Here is a 21368-nt window from a genome sequence, read left to right on the forward strand (position 1 = left end):
TCGCCGATCGGGCGGGGGACCATGGACGAGCTGCTTCAGGAATTCATCGCCGAGACGCGGGAGACCGCCGAGGCGCTCGCCGGTGAGATCGTCGCGTGGGAAGCCGCCCCCGACGATCGCGCGCGGCTCGACGGCATCTTCCGCTTCGTCCACACCGTCAAGGGAAGCTGCGGGTTCCTCGACCTGCCGCGGCTCGAGCGGCTGGCGCACGCCGCCGAGGATGCGCTCGCCGAGGTTCGCGACGGCCGCCGCACGCCCGACCGTGCGCTGGTCGACGCCGTGCTCGCGATCGTCGACCGGATCGGCGAGATCGTCGACGCGATGGATCGCGGCACCGCGCTGGACGATGGCGGCGAGGACCTGCTGATCGCGGCGCTGGCGGCGTCCAGCGCGCCCGCGGCGATCGACCTGCCCAGCGCGTCCGCCAGCCCCGTCGCCGCGCGCGCGCCGATGCGCAGCGTCCGCCTGGGCGTCGACCTGCTCGACCGGATGATGTCGGGCATGTCGGAGATGGTGCTGGCGCGCAACGAGCTCGCCCGCCGCATGCGCGCGAGCGAGGTCGATCCGGCCGCGGAGGCTGCGCTGGAGCGCCTGTCATCCACCGTCGCCGAGATGCGCGAGACGGTGACGCGCACGCGCATGCAGAAGATCGATGCGCTGTTCTCGCCGCTGCCGCGGCTGGTGCGCGATACCGCCGGGGCGCTCGGCCGGCGCGTGTCGCTGGAGATCGAGGGCAGCGACGTCGAACTCGATCGCGAGATGATCGAGGTGATGCGCGATCCGCTGGTCCACATCATCCGCAATTCGATCGACCACGGGATCGAGGATCCCGCCGTCCGCCGCAACGCCGGCAAGCCGGAAGCGGGGCGGCTGACCGTTTCCGCGCGCCAGGCGGGCAACCAGATCGTCGTCGAGGTGACCGACGACGGCCGCGGCATCGATATCGAGCGCGTCATCGCCAAGCTGGTGCGCGGCGGACAGGACGAGCACCAGCTCCGCTCGTTGCCCGCGCAGGAGAAGCTGGCGCTGATCTTCGAGCCCGGGCTCAGCACCAAGGATGCGGTGACGGCGGTGTCCGGGCGCGGCGTCGGCATGGACGTGGTGCGATCGGCGATCGACGGCATCGGTGGCCGGATCGAGCTGGACAACGCGCCGGGCCGCGGTCTGCGCATCGCCATCCACGTGCCGCTGACGCTGTCGATCCTCTCGACGATCGTCATCGCGCTCGGCAACCAGCAACTCGCAATTCCGCGCAGCGTAATCGAGGAGATCGTCTCGGTGCGCGCCGCGGGCGTGCGGCTCGACCGGCTGGGTGGGCGCAGCGTCGCGACCGTGCGCGGGCGGCGGCTGCCAATGGTGACGCTGGGGCGGCTGCTCGGCATCGCCGACGCCGGGATCGAGCCGGCGATGCTCGTCATCGCCAATGTCGGGCCGGGGGCGCTGGCGATCGGCGTCGACGACGTGCTCGACCATGAGGAACTCGTGATCCGCCCCGCCGCGCTCGCGGTGATGTGCGCGGGTGTCTATGCCGGGCAGGCGCTGCCCGACAGCGGGCGGCCGATGCTGCTGATCGATTGCGCGGGTGTCGCGCATCGCGCGGGGCTGAACTTCCGCCGCGATGCCGCACCGGTCGAGGTCGAGGAGACGGCCGCCGAAGCGCCGGGGCTGGCGGCACTGACGTTCCGGGATCTGGACGGTGCGCGTCGGGCATTGCCGGTGGCGGCGGTCGACCGCATCGAGTCGGTCACCGCCGACCAGATCCACCGGACCGGCGGCCGGTTGCGGCTGTTGATCGAGGGCGTGCTGGTTCCGCTCGCGGCGCTCGGCACGCTGCCCGCCGGTCGCTTCGCGGCGCTCCGCCTTCGCGACGGTCAGTCCGAAATCGCCTACGCCATCGCCGAGGCGAGCGACATCGTCGACCTGCCCGTCGATTTGGCGGGCCCGGCGTCGCCGGGGGCGATCGCCGGAGTGGCGCTGATGGACGACGAACCCGTCGAGCTGATCGATCCCTTGTGGCTGTTCGCCGGCCATGCCGATGTCGCCGCGGCCGATCACAAGCCCGTCTGCCTGCTCGACGAGCATGACGGCGGATGGATGGCGACCTTCCTGGCGCCGATGCTGCGCGGGGCAGGCTGGCGCGTCACCGGACGGCTGGCGCCCGGCGAGCAGGCCGATGTCGTGATCCGCCTGGATGCCGAGGCGGAGGCGCCGGCGCCGGAGGGCGCCGCGATCGTCAGGCTCGTCACCGATCCCGCCGCTGCCGAGGCGAGCGGCGCCATCCACCGTTATGACCGCGAGCGATTGCTCGCCGCGGTCGGTGCCCGCCTGGGAGCCGCGCGATGACCGAATTGTTCCTGATCGCCCAGGTCGCGGGTCAGGCGATCGCCGTCGCCTCCGCCTCGGTCGAGTCGGTGGTGGACCTTGCCGAAGTGACGCCCGCGCCACTCGCCGCTCGCAACGTGCTGGGCCTTACGACGCTGCGCAGCCGGATCGTCACGGTGCTCGACACCGCGGGTGCGCTGACGGGCGAGGCGACGATCGCGCCGCCCGGCCGCGCGATCGTCTCGGCGATCGACGGGCATCATTATGCCTTCGTGGTCGACGCGCTGGACGACGTCGCCGATTTCGCCGTCCAGCCGCTTGCGAGCGGGATCGCGCTGTCGGGCGCTTGGGCGCATGCCGCCACCGCCCTAATCGAGCGCGACGGCGATCCGGCATTGGTCATCGACCTGTCGGCATTGGTCCCGAACGGACAAACCCGCGCCAATTAACGCGGTGATTACAATACCCATGCAAGGGTGGGCTGGGCGCAAGTAAACAGGGTAGGGCGTTTGATGAAAAGCTGTCTGGTTGTCGACGACTCCAAGGTGATCCGTAAGGTCGCTCGCCACATCCTCGAAGGATTGTCCTTCGAGGTGCGCGAGGCCGCGGATGGCCGCGAGGCACTCGACGCCTGTCTCGATTCGCCGCCCGACGTGGTGCTGCTCGACTGGAACATGCCGGTCATGAGCGGCATGGATTTCCTTCGCGCGCTTCGCGAGACCAATCTGGGCGCCAAGCCCAAGGTGGTGTTCTGCACGACCGAGAACGGCATGGCCTATATCCGCGCCGCGATCGAGGCGGGGGCCGACGAATATGTGATGAAGCCTTTCGACCGCGAGACGCTGCAGTCGAAGCTCCAGATCGTCGGCATGGCGTAAGGATCGACGCCCGGTGGCGACGAATGCTGCGATCGGGGACATGGAGGCAGCGCCCGTCCAGGTGCTGATCGTCGACGATTCGATCGTCGCGCGCGCGGTGCTTCGCCGGATCATCGAAGGCGATCCACGTTATCACGTCGCCGCCGCCGTCGGCGATGCGCGGGCGGCGATCGCGTTCCTGATGCAGGAGCGCGTCGACATCGTCCTCCTCGACATCGAGATGCCGGGTGAGAGCGGGCTGAGCGCGCTGCCGGAAATCCTGCGGGCGGGGCGCGGCGCGCGCGTGCTGATCGTGTCGTCGACCAGTGCACCGGGCGCGGAGGCGAGCGTTCGCGCGCTGGCGCTGGGCGCCGCCGACACGCTGGTCAAGCCCGGTGCGGGCGTGCTCGCGGGCCGGTTCGCACAGGCGCTGGCCGAACGGCTGGCGCGATTGTCGAGCGAGTCGCACGCCGCCGCCGAACCCTTCGAAGAGATTGCGGCGCCCGTCGGCCAACGGCGCGAAGTGCCGCGGGTGATCGCGATCGGCGCCTCGACCGGCGGCATCCACGCGCTCGGGCGGTTGCTCGGGGAGTTCGATGCCGGCTGCTCGTCGCCGATCCTCGTGACCCAGCATCTGCCGGCATCGTTCATGCCCTATTTCGCGGCGCAGCTTGCGCAGCTCGCCAAGCGGCCGTGCCTGGTGGCCGAGGATCGGATGCGGCTGCGAGCGGGCCATCTTTATGTCGCGCCGGGCGACGCGCATCTGACGTGTGCGGCGATGACCGATGGGTATCTGATCCGGCTCGACCGGCGGCCGGTCGAAAGCGGCTGCCTGCCGTCCGTCGATCCGATGCTGGCGAGCGTCGGCGACGTGTTCGGCACCGGCGCGGTCGGCGTGGTGCTGAGCGGGATGGGTCGCGACGGGGCCGTCGGGGCCCGGCGATTGATCGACAATGGGGGGACGTTGATGGCTCAGGATCGCGAGACGTCGGTCGTCTGGGGAATGCCCGGCGCGGTCGCGTCGTTCGCGGAGGCGGTGCTGCCGCCCGAGGCGATCGGCCGCGCGCTGCGCCAGCGCTTCGAGGGCGCACGATGACGCTCAGGCCGCCACCGGGGGCGCCGCCGCAAGTGGGTGCGATGGGCATCATCGCGTCGCTGCTCGAGCAGCGCACGGGCCAGCAGCTTGCGCCCAATCGCGCGTGGCGCATCGATGCGACGCTGAAGCCCCTGCTTCGCGAGCGCAGGCTCGCCGATTTCGACGCGCTGGTCGGCGCCCTGCTCGGCGCGCGCGACCCGACGCTGGCCGACGCGGTGATCGAGGCGCTGCTCAACCAGGAGACGAGCTTCTTTCGCGACGCCGGCGTGCTCGAACAGGTGGTCGAGGCCGCCGCCACGATGGCGAGCCAGACCGGGCGGCTGCGCATCTGGTCGGCGGGCTGCTCGACCGGGCAGGAGCCGCTCAGTCTGGCGATGCTGTTCGCCGAGCGGCCGGCGGTGCCGATGCCCGACATCCAGGCGACCGACGTGTCCACCGGTGCGCTGGCACGCGCGCGGTCGGGCCGCTACTCGCAGTTCGAGATGCAGCGCGGGTTGCCGATCCGGCGGCTGATGCAGTGGTTCGACGCGGCCGGCGACGACTGGGTGGCCAAGTCCGAACTGGTCGACCGCATCCGCTATCGCCGCCAGAACCTTGCGGCCGATCCGGTGCTGCCGGGCAAGTTCGACATCATCCTGTGCCGCAACGTGCTCCTCTATTTCAGCCCGCCGGTCCGCAGCCGGGTGCTGGACGCGCTCGCCTGTGCGCTGCGGCCGGGCGGGATGCTGGTGCTGGGGGCGGGCGAGACGGTGATCGGTCAGACCGACCGACTGTCGCCCAGCCGCGAGTGGCGCGGCTTCTATGGCATCGCGGAGGCGCCGCGCCGCTGCGCGTGACGGGACTTGCGCGGGGCCTCGCCCCGCCGCAAGCAGGAACAATGCAGCCGATCGAAGCGCCATCGCCCAATTTCGACGCGCGAACGGCGCCGATCTCGATGATCGTGCTCCATTATACCGGCATGGAAACGGGCGAGGCGGCGCTGGCGCGGCTGCGCGATCCCGAGGCGAAGGTATCCTCGCATTACCTGATCGAGGAGGATGGCCGCGTCTTCGTGCTGGTCGACGAGGACAAGCGCGCCTGGCATGCGGGGCGCTCGCACTGGCGCGGGATCAGCGACGTCAACTCGGCGTCGATCGGGATCGAGATCGTCAATCCCGGGCACGAGTTCGGCTATCGCGACTTTCCGGAGGCACAGGTCAACGCGGTCATCCGCCTCGTCGCGGGGGTCAAGGACCGCTACTCGATCACGCGCGGCAACGTCGTCGGCCATTCGGACATCGCGCCGACGCGCAAGAAGGATCCGGGCGAGCTGTTTCCCTGGAGCAAGCTCGCCCGCCTCCGCCTCGCGCTGCCGCGTCCGACCAGGGGGCTGATGGACCCGCACTGGAACGAGGCGAGCTTCCTCCTCGCGCTCGAGCGGTTCGGCTATGAAGTGACCGATCCGCGGGCGGCGATCATGGCGTTCCAGCGCCGCTTCCGCCCCGAGATGATCGATGGCGAGATGGATGCCGAGTGCCGGATGCTGCTGCTGGCGCTGCTGCTCCCCCAGCCGCAGGGCGACTGAAGCGCGGTCATCCACAGCAATCTTCCGCCGGGCGGTGGACAGGCGATGGCGGGGACGCTTTACGGCCCGCCATGCCGATCATCGCCACCATCATGAACTCGACCACGGGCCAACCCATCCAGAAGATGTCGTTCGGCCGGATGCCCAAGCCTTGGGCGACCTTCAACCTGGAGTCCGGCGAACTGGTAAAGGCCGACCGCGTCGAGGTGGGCAAGCCCGCGCCGGGCAAGGTCGTCGTTCCGGTCGCGGTCTGGGTCACGCCAAAGGCCTAGCCCTCGGCGGTCACTTCCTTCAGCAGGTCCTTGCGGCTCAGCTTGCCGATCATCGTCTTGGGCAGCGCGAGGCGGACGACGACTTCGTCCACCCGCTCGTGCTTGCCGAGTTGCGGGTTGAGCCAGTCGCGGATCGCCTCTGCGGTCGCGTCGCTGTCCGCCTCCAGCGTCACATAGGCGCGCGGGACTTCGCCGCGATAGGTATCGGGCATGCCGAGCACCAGCGCCTCTCGCACGGCGGGGTGGTGATAGAGGATCGCCTCGATCTGGCTGGGAAACACCTTGAAGCCGCCGACCGCGATCATGTCCTTCAGCCGGTCGACGATGCGGATGAACCCGTCCTCGTCGATCGTGCCGACATCGCCGGTGCGCAGCCAGCGCGTGCCCGCCGCATCGGTGACGAACACCTCCGCGTCGGCGTCGGGGCGTTGCCAGTATCCGCACATGATCTGCGGGCCGGCGACGACGATCTCGCCGGGCTCGCCATCGGGGGCGGGGCGGCTGGGGTCTTCCTTGTCGACGAGCGCGACGCGGGTGCCGGCGATCGGCTGGCCGATCGTGCCGGGCTTGCCCTCCGCCTCATAGGGGTTGGCGGAGACCACGCCCGAGCTTTCGGAAAGGCCATAGCCCTCGATCAATGTCGCGCCGGTCGCCGCCTCGAAGCGCTCCTTGAGCTCGGCCGGGAGCGGCGCGCCGCCGGAGATGCAGACGCGCAGCGACGAGAGGTCGGTCTGGGCGAGTTTGGGATGGTCGAGCAGCGCGCGGTACATCGTCGGCACGCCCGGCAGCGCTGTCGCCTTGGTCCGCTGGATCGCGGCAAGCACCTGCCCCGCATCGAAACGCGGCAGCAGCACGATCTCGCCGCCGGTCAGCACCGTGCGGTTGAGGACGCAGGTGTTGGCGAAGACGTGGAACATCGGCAGCGCGCCGAGGATGCGGTCCGTCGTCGTTTCGACCTCGGGGTCGAGCAGCGACACCTGCCGCGCATTGGCGGACAGGTTCTGGTGGCTCAGCATCGCGCCCTTGGGCACGCCGGTGGTGCCGCCGGTGTACTGGATGAGCGCCAGGTCGCGCTCCGGATCGAGCGCCGGGGTGCCGCACGCGCCGTCGTTGGCGATCAGCCTGGAAAAGGCGAGGATGCGCGGATCATCGGGCTTCTCGGCGATCTCCTTGGCCTTGAACCAGCGGTAGAGCACCGACTTGGTCGTTGGCAGCGCGCCCGCGACCGATCCCACCACCAACCGCTCCAACGCACTCTTCTCCAGCACTTGAAGCGCGGTTGGCAGGAGCGCGGTGGCGGACAGCGTGAAGAGGAGGCGCGTGCCCGAATCCTCGACCTGATGCGCCAGTTCGTCGACGGTGTAGAGCGGCGAGAAATTGACCGCCGTGGCACCCAGCTTGAGGATGCCGTAATAAGCCGCGAGATAATGCGGGACGTTGGGCAGGAACAACCCGATGCGATCGCCGGGACCATAGCCGAGCTGCGCAAGGCCGCAGGCGACGCGGTTGGCACCGTCCAGCGTCTCGGCATAGCTGAACTTGCGGCCGAGAAAATCGATCAGCGGCCGGGGACCGTGCGCCTTTGCCGACGCCTCGAACAAGGCGGTCATCGTCTCTGGCGGGAAGGCGCGATCCCACGCACCCGGGTGGCGGTATCGTTGCCGCCAGACGTTCTCGTCCTCTCTCATTGACACGAGTGTAAGCAGGTTGACGTGTCCGTCAACCGGCGATCAGGCGTTTAGCGGACGCTGCGTTCGGCCTGGCGGAACAGCAGCGTGACGGCGATCGCGCCGATCTCCAGCGCCGCCTCGACCTTGGCTGGGCCATGCGCGGGATCGGTGTCGAGCGACAGGCGGATCTGGCCGAGCGGCGGCTTGACCGCGATCAGCGCCGCAAAGGCGAGCAGCGCGATGGCGAGACCCAGTCGTCGGCGCTGCATGGCGATCGGCTTTCCTGAAATGGCCCGTGGTTGGTGCGCAGTTTAGCGTATTCAGGCGACCGCCGCGAGCCCCTCGATGATGCGCGCGCGGTCGCGGCCGCCGGCTTTCGCATCATAGAGCGCGCGGTCGGCGTTCTGGTAGAGCCGCTTCCAGTCGAGATCGGTGGCGAGCGGGCCGCTGCACGCGCCGATGCTGGCGGTGACGGCCAGGTCGAAGGGCATGCGCGTCGCGCGCAGCCGGGCGAGCAATTGCACCGGATCGATCGGCGCGTTCGCGTGCGCGACCAGCGCGAACTCCTCGCCGCCCAGTCGTGCGACCAGCGTGTCTGCGACGCCCATCTGGCGCAGCACGCGGGAGACGACGCGGAGCACCTCGTCGCCGCCGTCATGGCCGAGCGTCTCGTTGACCATCTTGAAATGGTCGATGTCGAGCAGGATCAGCTGCTGGCGCCCCTCGCGCCCGATCGCCTGCGCCAGGAACGCGCGGCGGTTGAGCAGGCCGGTCAGCGGATCGGTCGCGGCGAGCAGCCGGTCGACGACCGACGCGGCCACCGCCTTGTCCCGCTCCGCCGACAACAGGCGGATCCGGTAGGCGATCGCAAGACTAGAGAGCAACGCCTCCACCGCCATCGCGATCAGCGTCGAATTGTCGAGCCAGAAGTTCCAGGGCACCAGGTTCATCGACTGGGCGATGCGCGTGACCGCGGTGCCGATCGGCGCGACCCAGGCGAGCGCGAACATCCAGATATACGCACTTCGCCGCGCGAACGCACGCCAGACGATCAGCGGGATCACCGCCACCAGCAGCGCGCAGCAGACGGTGAAGGCGAAGTCGAGCTCGACCATCCAACGATGCGCGAACAGCGCGACACCGATGCCGATCGCGAACATCAGCACGATGACGCCCTCGACCATGCGGCCAAGGCCCCCTTCGAACACGCGCGCCTCGAAATAGGTGCGCGCGAACAATAGCGCGGCGGCGGCGGACGCGGCCAGCGTCATGTAGTTGATGCGCAGGCGATTGTTGTTGTCGAGCGTCGGCATCAGCCACGCGAGCAGCCCGGAACTGGACAGCGCATAGAGCAGCAACAGCGCCAGCATCAGGCAATAGGCGAGCTGGAACCCGTGGCGCAGCGCCCGCCACAGCGCGAAATTGAAGATGAGCAGCGCGATCGCCAGCCCGCCGAACGCGGCATAGATCGTCGCCATGTAGAGGTTGGATCGATCGCTCTGCTTCTCGGTCGAGACATGCACGCCATTGAGCACGCCGCGACGATTGGCGGCGCCATCTAGCCGCCAGACGATCCGGGTGATCGGAGAGGCGGCAGCAGGCACCGCATATTCGACGATCGCGCCGAGCTGAAGCTGGTGGGTGAGCTGGCGCGAGTCGGCGACGATCCAGTCGACCTGGCCGTTCGCATGGACGAGGCCGACGGTGGTGCGCGCCTGCCACAGGCTGGCGGTCCGCAGTCGCAGGTCGCCTTCGCTCGCATTCAGGGAGAGGGGCCCGGTCGCGGCCCAGAAATCGCCCTGGCCGTACCGCGTCTGGCGCCCGTCACAATCGAGCGCGATGCGACCGGCGATGAGGTCCGTGATGCGCTCGCCCGACCGCACCGGCGCGATGCACACCGCAAGCCGCTGTCCCGTCAGCCCCGCCTGTCCCCAGGCCGGCGATCCGGCAGGCAGCAACGCTGCCAACGCCGTGCACAGCACGGCGAGCAAGAATTTCCCACACCCCACGAGCCGGACCATCGCACCGCTTGCTAAACGAGCGGTAAATGTCGCCTTCGGTTCAGCCGATCAGGCGTGCACGGGCGGCAACATATTCGGCCGCGAGCCGATCGACCCGGTCGGCGACGCTCTCCACCGCCTGCACCGCGCCGATGCCCTGACCCGATCCCCAGATGTCGCGCCACGCCTTTGCCTTGCTGCCGCCGCCCGAGCCGAAGTTCATCGCGCTGGGGTCGCTGGCGTGCAGATTGTCGGGATCGAGCCCCGCCGCCTCGATCGAGGCGCGCAGGTAGTTGCCGTGCACGCCGGTGAAGAGGTTGGTGTAGACGATGTCGGCCGCGCGCCCGTCGACGATCCCCTGCTTGTATGCAGGGTCGGCATTGGCCTCGACCGTGGCGATGAAGGGCGAGCCGATATAGGCAAGGTCCGCGCCCGCCGCCTGCGCCGCGAGCACCGCGCCGCCATTGGCGATCGCGCCGGACAGGAGCACCGGCCCGTCGAACCAGTCGCGCACTTCCTGGACGAAGGCGAAGGGATTGAGCCGCCCGGCATGGCCACCCGCGCCGGCGGTGACGAGGATCAGGCCGTCCGCGCCCTTTTCCACCGCCTTGTGCGCGAAGCGGTCGTCGATGACGTCGTGGAGCGTGATCCCGCCCCAGCCATGCACGGCGGTATTGAGTTCCTCACGCGCGCCGAGCGACGTGATGACGATCGGTACCCGCCACTTGGCGCAGGTCTCCAGATCGGCCTCAAGCCGGTCGTTGGACTTGTGGACGATCTGGTTGACCGCGAACGGCGCGGCGGGCGTGTCGGGATGCTCGCGGTCCCAGGTCGCGAGTTCCTCGGTGATGCGGTGCAGCCACTCGCCGAACAGCGCCTGCGGCCGGGCATTGAGCGACGGGAAGGAGCCGACGATCCCCGCCTTGCACTGGGCGATCACCAGCTCGGGACCCGAGACGATGAACATCGGGCTGGCCACGATCGGCAGCCGGAGACGGTCGAAGAGTGGAGGAAGCGCCATGACCCGTTTCATAGCGCAACTCAAAAGCCTGTCCAGCGCCGCCGGACGGGCGAGTTCAGCGCGCGGCGGTCAGAACCTCGAACATCGGGCCCGTGGCGCCCATCGCCATCGCCATCGCGACGGCGGCGAGCAGCAGCGCGAGCACCGACGACATCGACATCAGGCCCCAGCCCATCGCGATCACCACGGTCGGGTTCGGCTTCGACTCGCGCCGGTTCTTGTGCGCGATCATCAGGATCAGCCCAGCGCACAGGCCATAGAGAAACACCGCGAACTCAATCATCGAACTTTGTTCCCGCCCGGATGAAAAATATCTGCCCTGTGTCCCGCTATCCTCAAATGGTTAATCCTTCAACCGAGTCGCGCTCGGCTCGCCGCAATGCAACAAGGTCTCGCCTCAGCGGCGCAGCAGCGGCAGCGCGATGCCCGCGAGGATGAGCAGCATGCCCAAACCGTGGTAGGCCTGGAGTGCTTCGCCGAGCAGCGCCGAGGCGAGCAGCGCGCCGAACAGCGGCAAGAGCGCGATCATCCGCCCCGCACTTGCCGGGCCGACGATCCCGACGGCTCGGTTGTAGAGCGCATAGGCGAGCGTCGAGGGAAAGATCGCGACATAGGCCACGCCCGCGAGCGCCCGCGGAACCGGATCGATGCCGCGCCCGGCGATCCATTCGGTCGCAGCGGCCGGCAGCATCGCCGCGACGCCGATCGCAAAGGTGACGGCAAGGAAGCTGGCGGGCGCGATGCCCGGCCGGCGGCGCAGCAGCGAGGTGTAGAGCGCCCAGACGACGACGCTCGCCAGGATCAGCGCGTCGCCCGGATTGAGGTGGAAGTTCGCCGCAACGTGCCAGTCGCCGCGGAACACCACGACCGCGACGCCCAGCGTGGCAAGCACCACTGCCGCCACCTCGATCGGGCGCGCGCGGATGCCGAAGCCCGCGCGATCGATCAGCAGCACCAGCGCGGGCACCCCCGCCTGGAGCAGCAGCGCATTGCTCGCGGTGGTGGCGGCCAGGCCCGAATAGAGGAGCGCGTTGAACGCCGCGATGCCGAGCAGCCCGAGCAGCAGCAGCATGCGCCAGTGCCGGACGATCACCACGCGATCCGCGGCGAGCGACCGCCAGGCGAAGGGCAGCACGATCGCGAGCGCGCCCGTCCAGCGGAGCAAGGCGAGCGTCAGCGGTGCCACATCCTCCCGGATCGCGCGCCCGACGATCGAGTTGCCGGCCCAGAACAGCATGACGATGGCGAGCATCGCATAGGCGCGGGCGGGGGAGTCGGGGCGGGTCACGACCGGGCTCTGCCGCCCCCCGCCGGACGATGCAACGGCCGGTAAGCCGGGCGCCGCTGTCGACAAGCCGCTGAAGCCACGTTAGGTTACCGGCAAAGATGCGGTCGCCCACTCCCGACTCCCAGCAAACGATGCAGCGGATTCGCGTTGCCCTGACCGGGCTCGCGGCTGTGGTGCTGCTCATCGGCCTGGCCGGCGCGATCTTCAGCGCGGTCGATCGTAATGCGCCCGTCGAGGCGGCCGGCGCCGCGCGGCCCGATGTCGTCGCCAACCTGACCGGCGCCGCCCCCGGCCCGAACGCCGAAGCCGCGGTGGTCGACGAACCGCTCGCCGAACTCGGCGTCGCGCCGAGCAAGTCGGCAAGCGAACCGGTCAACGTGACCGTAGTCGAGCAGCCGCCGAACCCGGGCGCGCCGCAGCCTTAGTTCAAGGCATCCGCGGTATCTCACACCCGTTCGTCCTGACAGGCTCGGCACGAACGGGGAGACGGGATGCCCATTGGCCGCGTCCATGCTACTGGGGACCGGCCACAATGACAGGAGGCGAACATGGCAAAGCATCGCGACCCGTTCGACCAGCCCTGCTTTCGAGCGCACGTTTAAGCGCCGCAAGGGCTATCCGTCCGAGACTCAGGTGAAACGAGGCCTGCGCTTCGTTCATGGCGACAAGGAACTCGTCGAGAAGCTGGGCCGGAACGATCCGTGCCCGTGCGGCTCCGGCCACCGGTTTCAAGCGGTGCTGCCTCGCCTCCGGATGCTTTCGATGGTGCCGGACGGCACGATTATTGGCGTGAGTGACACACATCGGCGAGGCTGGCGGCCGGCGCGACGAACCGTTGCCGCGCCTCCATCGCTTGGTAACCCGATTGCGCTAGGGCGGCGGGGATGACCAAGCCGATGTCGCTCGCCGAATTCGATCGCCTGCCGCCTGCCCACCATGTCGAGACGGTGGTCGGGCTGTCGGCGGCGATCGATGTCGTCGCGGCGCGCGCACGGCCGACGCACCGGTTCCTGCGCTATGGCTGGTTCGCTGCGGCGCTCGCGGCCTATGGCGGCGCGGCGCGGACGCTGACCGTGGTGCGCGAGGGGGCGCCGGTGGCCGCGCTGCCGATCGTGCCGGCGGGGCCGGGCGTGATCGGCATGGCGGCGGTGCCCGGCTGCTACTGGCCGATGCGCAGCTTTCCGGTTGCCGAGGATGCCGGGATCGAGGCGGGCGAGGCGCTGCTCGGCGAACTCGGCAAGAGCGTGCGCGCGCTGCGGCTCGGCCCCGTCTATGACGACGATCCGGCGCTGGCGTTGCTGCGCGCGGGTGCGGCGGCGCGCGGATGGCGCGCCATGCCGCGGGATGTCGCGCCGAGCTTCCTGCTCGACATGGCGGCGCTCGCGGCCGAGGGGCCGTTCCCGCGGCTGTCGACGCTCAAGAAGAACCGCTTCCACGAAAAGCATCTGGGCGCGCATGGCAGCCTCGACTGGTCGTTCGTCAGCGGCGCCGACTGGACCGATGAGGCCTTCGACGCGCTTGCCACCGTCGAGGAGGGCAGCTGGATCGCTGACCGTACCGATGGCAGCGATGCCAAGTTCACGGGCGCCGGCCATGGCGCATTCTGGCGCGCCGCCGCGGCGGATCCGGTGCTGGCGCAGATGATGTGGGCGGCGGTGCTGCGCGTCGACGGGCGGCCGGCGGCGTTCAGCTTCGACATGAACGTCGGCGACCTCAAATACGCGATCGCCAACAGCTATGTCCCCGATTACGCCAAGCATTCGCCGGGCAAGCTCCTTTACTATCGCAACCTCGTCCGTGCGCGCGAGGATGGGATCGCGCGGGTCGACTGGGGCGCGGGCGACAGCGGCTACAAGCGCGTGATCGGCGCCGAGCCGGGGCCGATGATCCGCGACTGGCTGTTCGTGCGGCCGGGCCTCGCCTCCGCGGTCGCGCGCCTGTTCGAGTCCCGCTGGACCGGCAGCGGCCAGCCGCAAACATCCGTCTAGCCGCGCGCATCGCGCCGCGTTAGCCTGTGCCTCGAAGGAGAGGCGCATGGCATTGATCGTCAACGGGATCGAGGCGCCGCCGCCCGCCGATCCGCGGGTCTCGCTCGCCGATTATCTGCGCGACCATCGCCACCTGACCGGCACCAAGATCGGCTGCAACCAGGGTGCCTGCGGGGCGTGCACCGTGCTGGTCGACGGTACGCGGATGCTCTCCTGCCTGATGCTGGCGGTACAGGCCGACGGGCGATCGGTGACGACGATCGAGGGGCTGGGCACACCAGAGGCGCTCCACCCGCTCCAGGCGGCGTTCGTCGAGCATGACGGGCTCCAGTGCGGCTATTGCACGCCCGGACAGATCTGTTCGGCGGTGGCGATGGTCGAGGAACTGCGGCGCGGGATGCCCAGCCATGTCACCGGCGACGTGGGCGAGACGACGATCGCGCCGACGCGCGAGGAACTGCGCGAGCGGATGAGCGGCAATCTGTGCCGCTGCGGCGCGCACAACGGCATCATCGCCGCGATCGAGGATGCGTTCGGGCTGGAGACCGCGGCGTGACGCCCTTCACCTATGTCCGCGTCAGCGACGCCGCCGATGCGATGCGGCTGGAGGGCGCTGCGCGCTATCTGGGCGGCGGGACCAACCTCATTGACCTGATGCGTGAAGGGCTGGAGACGCCCGCGGCGCTGGTCGACGTTACCGGGCTCAACGACGCGATCGAGGAGACCGAAGGCGGCGGGCTGCGCATCGGTGCGGGCGTGCGCAACAGCGCGATGGCCGAGCACCCGCTGGTGCGGACGCGCTATCCGCTGGTGTCGCGCGCGATCGTCGCGGGCGCCTCGGCCCAGATCCGCAACATGGCGACGCTGGGCGGCAACCTGATGCAGCGGACGCGCTGCACCTATTTCTACGACACCGTCGGGTCGCGCTGTAACAAGCGGGTGCCGGGCGAGGGATGCGACGCGCAGGGCGGGTTCAACCGCATCCACGCGATCCTGGGCGCGAGCGCGGCGTGCGTTGCGACGCACCCGTCCGACCTGTGCGTCGCGCTGACCGCGCTCGACGCGGTGGTGCATGTCGAAGGGGCGGCGGGCGCGCGCACGATCCCGATCGGCGAGTTTCACCTGTTGCCCGGCGACACGCCCGATCGGGAGACGGCGCTGGCGCCGGGCGAGCTGATCGTCGCGGTTGAGCTGCCGGCGCTGCCGATCGCGATGCACGCGCGCTATCGCAAGGTGCGCGACCGGGCGAGCTATGCCTTTGCACTCCTCTCGGTCGCCGCGGCGCTGCGCGTCGAGGACGGCCTGGTTGCCGAGGTGCGGCTGGCGCTCGGCGGAGTCGCGCACCGGCCGTGGCGCGCGCACGCGGCGGAGGCGGCGCTGATCGGCCAGCCCGCCGGCGAGACGAGCTTCCTCGCCGCCGCGGAGGCCGAACTCGCCGCGGCGGTTCCGCTTCGCGACAATGGGTTCAAGATCGAGCTGGCGCGGCGGACGATCGCCGCGGTGCTCGGCGAGCTTTCGGAGACGGGCGCATGAGCATCCTCGACGGCGCCAAGCAGCGCGCACAAGGCCTGGCGATGGCGGCGCTGACCAAGGCGGTGGCGCTCGCCCCCGACAAGTGGATCCCCGGCGGCACGCCCGATCCGCTGATCCGCCGCCAGAATGGCGAAGTAGGCAAGCCCGTCTCTCGCCTGGACGGACCGATGAAGGTCGCGGGGCAGGCGCGCTTCGCCGCGGAGTTCGAGGCGCCGAACCTCGCCTACGCCGCGATCGCGCATGCCGGCGTGGCAAAGGGGCGGATCGCAACGCTCGACACCGCGGCGGCGGAGGCGGTGCCGGGCGTCGTCCTCGTCATGACGCATCGCCACGCACCGCGGCTCAACCCGCCGCCGGTGTTCATGTCGGCGTCGAAGGCGGCGTTCCCCGACGACGTGCCCATCCTTCAGGACGACCGCATCCACTGGAACGGCCAACCCATCGCCATCGTCGTCGCCGACAGCCAGGAAGCCGCGCGGGAGGGCGCGAGCCTGATCCGCGCAACCTATGCCGAGGAAGCCGCGGTCACGAGCTTCGCGGTCGCGCGTGCGAAGGGGCCGAAGCAGGCGACCTTCATGATGCAGCCGCTGCGCAACGAGATCGGCGACGCCGAGCGCGCGTTGGCGACGGCGCACTACCGGATCGACGCCACCTATTCGACGCCCCGGCACAACCACAATGCGATCGAGCTGCATGGGCTCACCTGCCTGTGGGACGAGGACGGCACCCTTCGCATCCACGACACCACGCAGATGGTCGCGCATGAGGCGTGGTCGGTCGCGCGCGTGTTCGGCCTGCCCGAGGAGAAGGTGATCGTCACGTCGCCCTTTGTCGGCGGCGGGTTCGGCGGCAAGGGACTGTGGCAGCATCAGGCGATCGCCGCCGCCGCGGCGAAGCTGGCCGGGCGGCCGGTGCGGCTGATGCTGTCGCGCGAGAGCGTCTACCGCCTGGTCGGCGGACGCGCGCCGACCGAGCAGCGCGTGGCGCTGGGCGCCGATGCGGAGGGCAAGCTGACCGCGCTGATCCACACCGGCGTCACCGCCAAGTCGCCCGCCAGTGCAATGCCCGAGCCGTTCATCCTGCCGACGCGGAGCGCCTATGCCGCCGAGACGATGCTGCTCGACGTGCAGACGGTCGAGATCGACTCGCTCGCCAACACCTTCATGCGCGCGCCCGGCGAGGCGGTGGGTACGTTCGCGCTGGAATGCGCGATCGACGAGCTGGCCGAGGTCGCCGGCATCGATCCGATCGAGCTGCGCATCCGCAACGAGCCCGACAAGGACCCGGTGAGCGGCCTCGCCTTTTCCGGACGCCATCTGGTCGAGGCGTACCGGACCGGCGCCGAACGCTTTGGCTGGGACCGGCGATCGGCCGCCCCGCGCTCGCGCCGCGAAGGCGAATGGTGGGTCGGCATGGGCTGTGCGACCGGCACCTATCCCTATTACCGGATGCCCGGTGCCGCCGCGCGGATCACGCTGACCGCGGCGGGCGAAGCGGTGATCCACATCGCCGCGCACGAAATGGGGATGGGCACTGCGACGGTGCAGGTCCAGATCGCCGCCGACCGGCTAGGCCTCGACCCCGCGGCGATCCGCTTCAACTATGGCGACTCGACCTTGCCGGGCGCGGTGATGGCCGGCGGGTCGCAGCAGACCGCGGCGATCGGCGCGTCGGTGGTGGCGGCGCAGCGCGCGCTGGTCACCGAACTCGTCAAGCTGGCCGGCAACGACTCGCCGATCGCCGGCGCCAAGCCCGACGAACTGGCGTGCCGCGACGCGGGTCTGTGCCGCGGCGACGATCCGGGGGCGTTCGAGAGCTATGCCTCGATCCTCGCGCGCGCCAACCGGGCGGAGGTGAGCGTCGAGGCGACGCCGCCGATGCCGCTCGAGCTGATGCACTGGTCGATGCACAGCCATTCGGCGATGTTCGCGGAGGTGCGCGTCAATGCGGTCACCGGCGAGGTGCGCGTCAGCCGCTTTCTCGGCAGCTTCGATTGCGGGCGCATCCTCAACCCCAAGACGGCGGCGAGCCAGTTCCGCGGCGGCATCATCATGGGCCTGGGCCTCGCGCTGATGGAGGAGACGCAGTTCGACGAGCGCAAGGGACGGGTGATGAACCCCAGCCTCGCCGAATATCATGTGCCGGTGCATCTGGACGTCCCCGACATCGAGGTAATCTGGACCGACATTCCCGATCCCCACACGCCAATGGGTGCGCGCGGGATCGGCGAGATCGGCATCACGGGGACGGGCGCCGCGGTTGCCAACGCGATCTACAATGCGGTCGGCCGGCGCGTGCGCGACCTGCCGATCACGCTCGACAAGCTGCTGTGAGACCCGGAGCATGAGTGTGCTGCTGACAATCGCGCTTCAGACCGCGACGCTGGGCGCGACCAACTACAAGGTCGACGCACCGATGGCGGTGCCCGCGGGCAAGCCGAGCTTCGCCGACGAGTTCGACGGGCCTCGCGTCGACACAAAGGCGTGGCGATACCACACCTCGCGCAATGCGGTGGGCTGGGCGAACAACGAGAAGCAATATTACTCGGCCGCCCGGTCGGAGAATGCGCGGATCGAGGACGGCGCACTGGTGATCGAAGCGCGGCGCGAAACGCTTTCCAGGGATCGCTTCGCCGACTGGGGCGGGCAGGCGTACAGCTCGGCCAAGCTCGTGACGCGCCAGCCGCTCGGCTACGGCTTCTACTCGGTTCGCGCGAAACTGCCGTGCGAGCGCGGCGGCTGGCCGGCGGTGTGGCTGTTGCCGGAGGGCGGTAAATGGCCCGACATGGGCGAGATCGACATCATGGAGATGGTCGGCTGGGACGCGAACGTGATCCACGGCACGCTCCACTCGGGCGACTACAACCATGTGAAGGGCACGCAGCGCGGCGCGCAGCAGCGCGTGCCGGATGCCTGCACCGCCTATCACGACTATCAGCTCGACTGGCGGCCGGATGCGATCACGATTGGGATCGACGGGCGTGCGTTCATGCGCGTCACCAACGACAAGCCCGGCGACAAGGGCGCCTGGCCGTTCGACCGGCCGTATTTCCTAATTCTCAACCTGGCGGTGGGTGGCGACTGGGGCGGGTCGAAGGGAATCGACGACACGGCATTCCCGATGCGACTGTCGATCGATCATGTGCGGTACTGGAAGGCGAGGTGAGCTTCCCTTCAGCCGTTGGTCCTGAGCCTGTCGAAGCACGTGGTCTAAGCGAAACGCTTTTGGCACGTCCTTCGACAGGCTCAGGACGAACGGGGGCGGGTCGCACCAAAGCCGCTGACGTGCGTTAGGGGCGGATGCGCGCCTTTGCCGACCTGCTCGACCGGCTGATCTACACGCGGTCGCGCAATGCCAAATTGAAGCTGATCGCCGATTATCTGCGCGCGACGCCCGATCCCGATCGCGGCTGGGCACTGGCGGCGCTGACGGGCGAGATCGACCTGCCCGCGGTCAAGCCCGCGCTGATCCGCGCGCTGATCGCCGAGCGTGTCGACCCGGTGCTGTTCGCGATGAGCCGCGACTTCGTCGGCGACACCGCCGAGACGGTGGCTTTGCTCTGGCCCGAACCCGCCGAGAAGCGCGCGCACAATGCCGAGCCGCTGACGGTGGCGCAGGTGATCGACCGGCTCGCCGCGCTCAGCCGATCGGACGCGCCGGCGGTGCTGGCCGACATGCTCGACCGGCTCGAATCGGACGAACGCTATGCGTTGCTCAAGCTCGCCACCGGCGGCCTTCGCGTCGGCGTGTCGGCACGGCTCGCCAAGACGGCGCTGGCGCAAGCATTCGGGCTCGACGTCGACGCGGTGGAGGAGGTGTGGCACGGCCTCGGCGCGCCCTATGCCGAGCTGTTCGACTGGGCCGAGGGGCGCGGCGAACAGCCGGGCGCCGCCGACGTACCGGTGTTCCGCCCGTTCATGCTCGCGCATCCGCTGGAGGACGGGACCGTCGACCTCTCCGACTATGCCGCCGAGTGGAAGTGGGACGGCATCCGCGTTCAGCTCGTCCATGTCGCCGGACAGACGCGCCTCTACAGCCGGGCGGGCGACGACGTGACCGGCAGCTTTCCGGAAGTCGCGGCGGCGTTCACCGTGCCCGGCGTGCTCGACGGCGAATTGCTGGTGAAGGGCGAAGCGCAGGGCGGGGAGGCGGCAAGCTTCAACGCGCTGCAACAGCGGCTGGGGCGAAAGGTCGTGTCGGCCAAGATGCTCGGCGACTATCCGGCGTTCGTCCGCCTCTACGACATCCTGTTCGACGGCGCCGAGGACCTGCGCAATCTCGGCTGGGCAGAGCGGCGCGAGCGGCTGGAGGCGTTCGTCCCGCGGCTCGACCCCGAGCGGTTCGACCTCAGCCGGGTGATCGTCGCGCCCGACTTCGACGCGCTCGGCGCGATCCGGGAAGGGGCGCGCGACTCGGCGATCGAGGGAGTGATGCTCAAGCGGCGCGACTCGCCCTATGTCGCGGGGCGGCGCGTCGGCCTTTGGTACAAATGGAAGCGCGATCCGCTGACCGCCGACTGCGTGATGATGTATGCGCAGCGCGGGAGCGGCAAGCGGTCGAGCTTCTACAGCGACTATACGTTCGGCTGCTGGACCGAGGACGGTGAGCTCCTGCCGGTCGGCAAGGCCTATTCGGGGTTCACCGACGAGGAGCTGAAATGGCTCGACCGGTTCGTGCGCAACCACACGGTCCAGCGCTTCGGCCCGGTGCGAGAGGTCGAGAAGACCTTGGTGCTGGAGGTCGCGTTCGATTCGATCCACGAGTCGAAGCGGCACAAATCGGGGCTGGCGATGCGCTTCCCTCGGATTGCGCGCATCCGCCGCGACAAGCCGGCGGCGGAGGCGGATCGCATCGACACCCTCCGGCGGATGGTGAGTTGAGGGGGTTGTTTGTGCCGCAGGGGGACGGCGGCCGCGTAGAGTAAGGCGACCTCTTCTTCCTACTTCCCCGGCGAAGGCCGGGGTCCAGTTGGGAAGGTCGACGTCACGAAGCGGACCGCGTCATCGCGGCCGTCCCCCAACTGGGCCCCGGCCTACGCCGGGGAAGTAAGAAGAGAGGGGCTAGGCGCTTAAAGCCCCGCTTCGACCGCCAGCCGCACCATCTCCGCCGAGCGGCTGATCCCCAGCCGCTCCATCACGATCGCGCGGTGCATCTTCACCGTCTTCTCCGACAGGCCGAGCACGCCGGCGATCTGCTTGTTGAGCAGCCCCTTGGCGACGAGCATCAGCACCTGGCGCTGACGCTCCGACAGCGCCTTGATGCTCTCGGCCGCCTTGATGCGGCGGCTGGTCGAGGGGCCGGGGACGCCTTCGCCCAATTCGACCTGCGAGCCGACGAAATAGGCGAGCGCGCCACCCTCGTCGAACATCGGCGCGACGACGACGGCGTTGCGGAAGGGGGTGCCGTCCTTCTTGTAGTTGAGGATCTCGACCAGCACCGGGCGCTGCTCGCGCACCCCGGTGCGGATCTCCTCGGTCAGCCAGGGCTCGGTACCGGTGCCCGCCAGGAAGCGGCAGTTGCGCCCGACGATCTCGTCGCGGTCGTAGCCGGTGAGCGTGCAGAACGCATCGTTGCACGCCACAATGGGATTGTCGGCGATCCGCGGATTGGAGATGACCGAGGCGATCGGGCTGCCCGAGATCATCGCCTCGACCCAGGGTTCGATGGTGAGGATCGGTGCGGGGATCGACGACATATCCGTACAATATCAGCTTTGGCGACTTGTACCAGTCGGCTGACGGTTCAGCGTCGTCCCGC

The 21368-nt window shown here is 69.4% G+C and carries 22 protein-coding genes; 15 read left to right on the top strand and 7 right to left on the bottom strand.

Going from position 1 to position 21368, the window contains the following annotated elements; translation table 11 throughout:
* Positions 1–21: 21 nt before the first annotated feature.
* The 7 genes from RS883_RS05160 (at position 22) to RS883_RS05190 (ending at position 6111) form a co-directional block, all read left to right on the top strand.
* Positions 22–2343, top strand: a complete 2322-nt coding sequence (locus RS883_RS05160) for a chemotaxis protein CheA (RefSeq protein WP_315763361.1) — start codon at positions 22–24, stop codon at positions 2341–2343.
* Positions 2340–2771, top strand: a complete 432-nt coding sequence (locus RS883_RS05165; RefSeq protein ID WP_315763363.1) for a chemotaxis protein CheW — start codon at positions 2340–2342, stop codon at positions 2769–2771. The genes RS883_RS05160 and RS883_RS05165 overlap by 4 nt, the downstream gene beginning before the upstream one ends.
* Positions 2772–2834: 63 nt before the next feature.
* Complete coding sequence (locus tag RS883_RS05170) at positions 2835–3200, top strand: response regulator (RefSeq protein WP_315763366.1); 366 nt, start codon at positions 2835–2837, stop codon at positions 3198–3200.
* A 13-nt stretch (positions 3201–3213) separates the two neighbouring features.
* Positions 3214–4275, top strand: coding sequence for a chemotaxis protein CheB (locus tag RS883_RS05175; protein ID WP_315763368.1), 1062 nt, complete (start codon positions 3214–3216; stop codon positions 4273–4275).
* Complete coding sequence (locus RS883_RS05180) at positions 4272–5111, top strand: protein-glutamate O-methyltransferase CheR (RefSeq protein WP_315763371.1); 840 nt, start codon at positions 4272–4274, stop codon at positions 5109–5111. Before RS883_RS05175 ends, RS883_RS05180 begins: the two co-directional genes overlap by 4 nt.
* Before the next feature lie 41 nt (positions 5112–5152).
* Complete coding sequence (locus RS883_RS05185) at positions 5153–5839, top strand: N-acetylmuramoyl-L-alanine amidase (RefSeq protein ID WP_315763373.1); 687 nt, start codon at positions 5153–5155, stop codon at positions 5837–5839.
* Between the two features lie 71 nt (positions 5840–5910).
* Positions 5911–6111, top strand: coding sequence for a hypothetical protein (locus RS883_RS05190; RefSeq protein WP_315763376.1), 201 nt, complete (start codon positions 5911–5913; stop codon positions 6109–6111).
* Here RS883_RS05190 and RS883_RS05195 read toward each other — a convergent pair.
* The 6 genes from RS883_RS05195 to RS883_RS05220 all read right to left on the bottom strand — a co-directional run bounded on the left by RS883_RS05195 (position 6108) and on the right by RS883_RS05220 (position 12090).
* The gene (locus tag RS883_RS05195; RefSeq protein ID WP_315763379.1) at positions 6108–7799 is read right to left on the bottom strand and encodes a long-chain fatty acid--CoA ligase; all 1692 of its coding nucleotides are present in this window, start codon (positions 7797–7799) and stop codon (positions 6108–6110) included. The two genes, RS883_RS05190 and RS883_RS05195, sit on opposite strands and share 4 nt — an antisense overlap.
* Positions 7800–7849: 50 nt before the next feature.
* The gene (locus tag RS883_RS05200; RefSeq protein ID WP_315763381.1) at positions 7850–8050 is read right to left on the bottom strand and encodes a hypothetical protein; all 201 of its coding nucleotides are present in this window, start codon (positions 8048–8050) and stop codon (positions 7850–7852) included.
* A 51-nt stretch (positions 8051–8101) separates the two neighbouring features.
* Complete coding sequence (locus RS883_RS05205) at positions 8102–9748, bottom strand: diguanylate cyclase (protein WP_315763384.1); 1647 nt, start codon at positions 9746–9748, stop codon at positions 8102–8104.
* Between the two features lie 94 nt (positions 9749–9842).
* On the bottom strand, positions 9843–10802 hold the full coding sequence (locus RS883_RS05210) for a nitronate monooxygenase family protein (protein ID WP_315763387.1): 960 nt from the start codon (positions 10800–10802) through the stop codon (positions 9843–9845).
* A gap of 55 nt (positions 10803–10857) precedes the next feature.
* Positions 10858–11085 carry a hypothetical protein gene (locus RS883_RS05215; protein ID WP_315763390.1) on the bottom strand — a complete coding sequence of 76 codons (228 nt, stop codon included), beginning with the start codon at positions 11083–11085 and terminating at the stop codon, positions 10858–10860.
* Between the two features lie 114 nt (positions 11086–11199).
* Complete coding sequence (locus RS883_RS05220) at positions 11200–12090, bottom strand: DMT family transporter (protein WP_315763392.1); 891 nt, start codon at positions 12088–12090, stop codon at positions 11200–11202.
* 131 nt (positions 12091–12221) lie between these two features.
* Here RS883_RS05220 and RS883_RS05225 point away from each other — a divergent pair, with 131 nt between their 5' ends.
* The 8 genes from RS883_RS05225 (at position 12222) to RS883_RS05255 (ending at position 20491) form a co-directional block, all read left to right on the top strand.
* Entirely contained in the window at positions 12222–12515 is a 294-nt protein-coding gene (locus RS883_RS05225) for a hypothetical protein (RefSeq protein WP_315763394.1), read from the top strand.
* Between the two features lie 85 nt (positions 12516–12600).
* Positions 12601–12978, top strand: coding sequence for an SEC-C metal-binding domain-containing protein (locus RS883_RS17135; RefSeq protein ID WP_409977395.1), 378 nt, complete (start codon positions 12601–12603; stop codon positions 12976–12978).
* Positions 12975–14078 (top strand): GNAT family N-acetyltransferase, encoded by a 1104-nt coding sequence (locus RS883_RS05230; RefSeq protein WP_315763396.1) that lies wholly within the window; start codon positions 12975–12977, stop codon positions 14076–14078. Before RS883_RS17135 ends, RS883_RS05230 begins: the two co-directional genes overlap by 4 nt.
* 46 nt (positions 14079–14124) lie before the next feature.
* Entirely contained in the window at positions 14125–14634 is a 510-nt protein-coding gene (locus RS883_RS05235) for a (2Fe-2S)-binding protein (protein ID WP_315763398.1), read from the top strand.
* The gene (locus RS883_RS05240; RefSeq protein WP_315763400.1) at positions 14631–15611 is read left to right on the top strand and encodes a xanthine dehydrogenase family protein subunit M; all 981 of its coding nucleotides are present in this window, start codon (positions 14631–14633) and stop codon (positions 15609–15611) included. The genes RS883_RS05235 and RS883_RS05240 overlap by 4 nt, the downstream gene beginning before the upstream one ends.
* Positions 15608–17944, top strand: coding sequence for a xanthine dehydrogenase family protein molybdopterin-binding subunit (locus tag RS883_RS05245; RefSeq protein ID WP_315763402.1), 2337 nt, complete (start codon positions 15608–15610; stop codon positions 17942–17944). The genes RS883_RS05240 and RS883_RS05245 overlap by 4 nt, the downstream gene beginning before the upstream one ends.
* Positions 17945–17954: 10 nt before the next feature.
* A complete protein-coding gene (locus RS883_RS05250) occupies positions 17955–18776 on the top strand; it encodes a glycoside hydrolase family 16 protein (protein ID WP_315763404.1) in 822 nt (273 codons plus the stop codon).
* A gap of 134 nt (positions 18777–18910) precedes the next feature.
* Complete coding sequence (locus RS883_RS05255) at positions 18911–20491, top strand: cisplatin damage response ATP-dependent DNA ligase (protein WP_315763406.1); 1581 nt, start codon at positions 18911–18913, stop codon at positions 20489–20491.
* A gap of 188 nt (positions 20492–20679) precedes the next feature.
* Here the strand turns inward: RS883_RS05255 and RS883_RS05260 are convergent, their stop codons facing one another.
* Positions 20680–21306: a PAS domain-containing protein gene (locus RS883_RS05260; protein WP_315763408.1), complete on the bottom strand. Its 627-nt coding sequence runs from the start codon at positions 21304–21306 to the stop codon at positions 20680–20682.
* Between the last annotated feature and the right edge of the window lie 62 nt (positions 21307–21368).

Origin of the sequence: Sphingomonas sp. Y38-1Y (genome assembly GCF_032391395.1) — a bacterium.
GTDB lineage: Bacteria > Pseudomonadota > Alphaproteobacteria > Sphingomonadales > Sphingomonadaceae > Sphingomonas.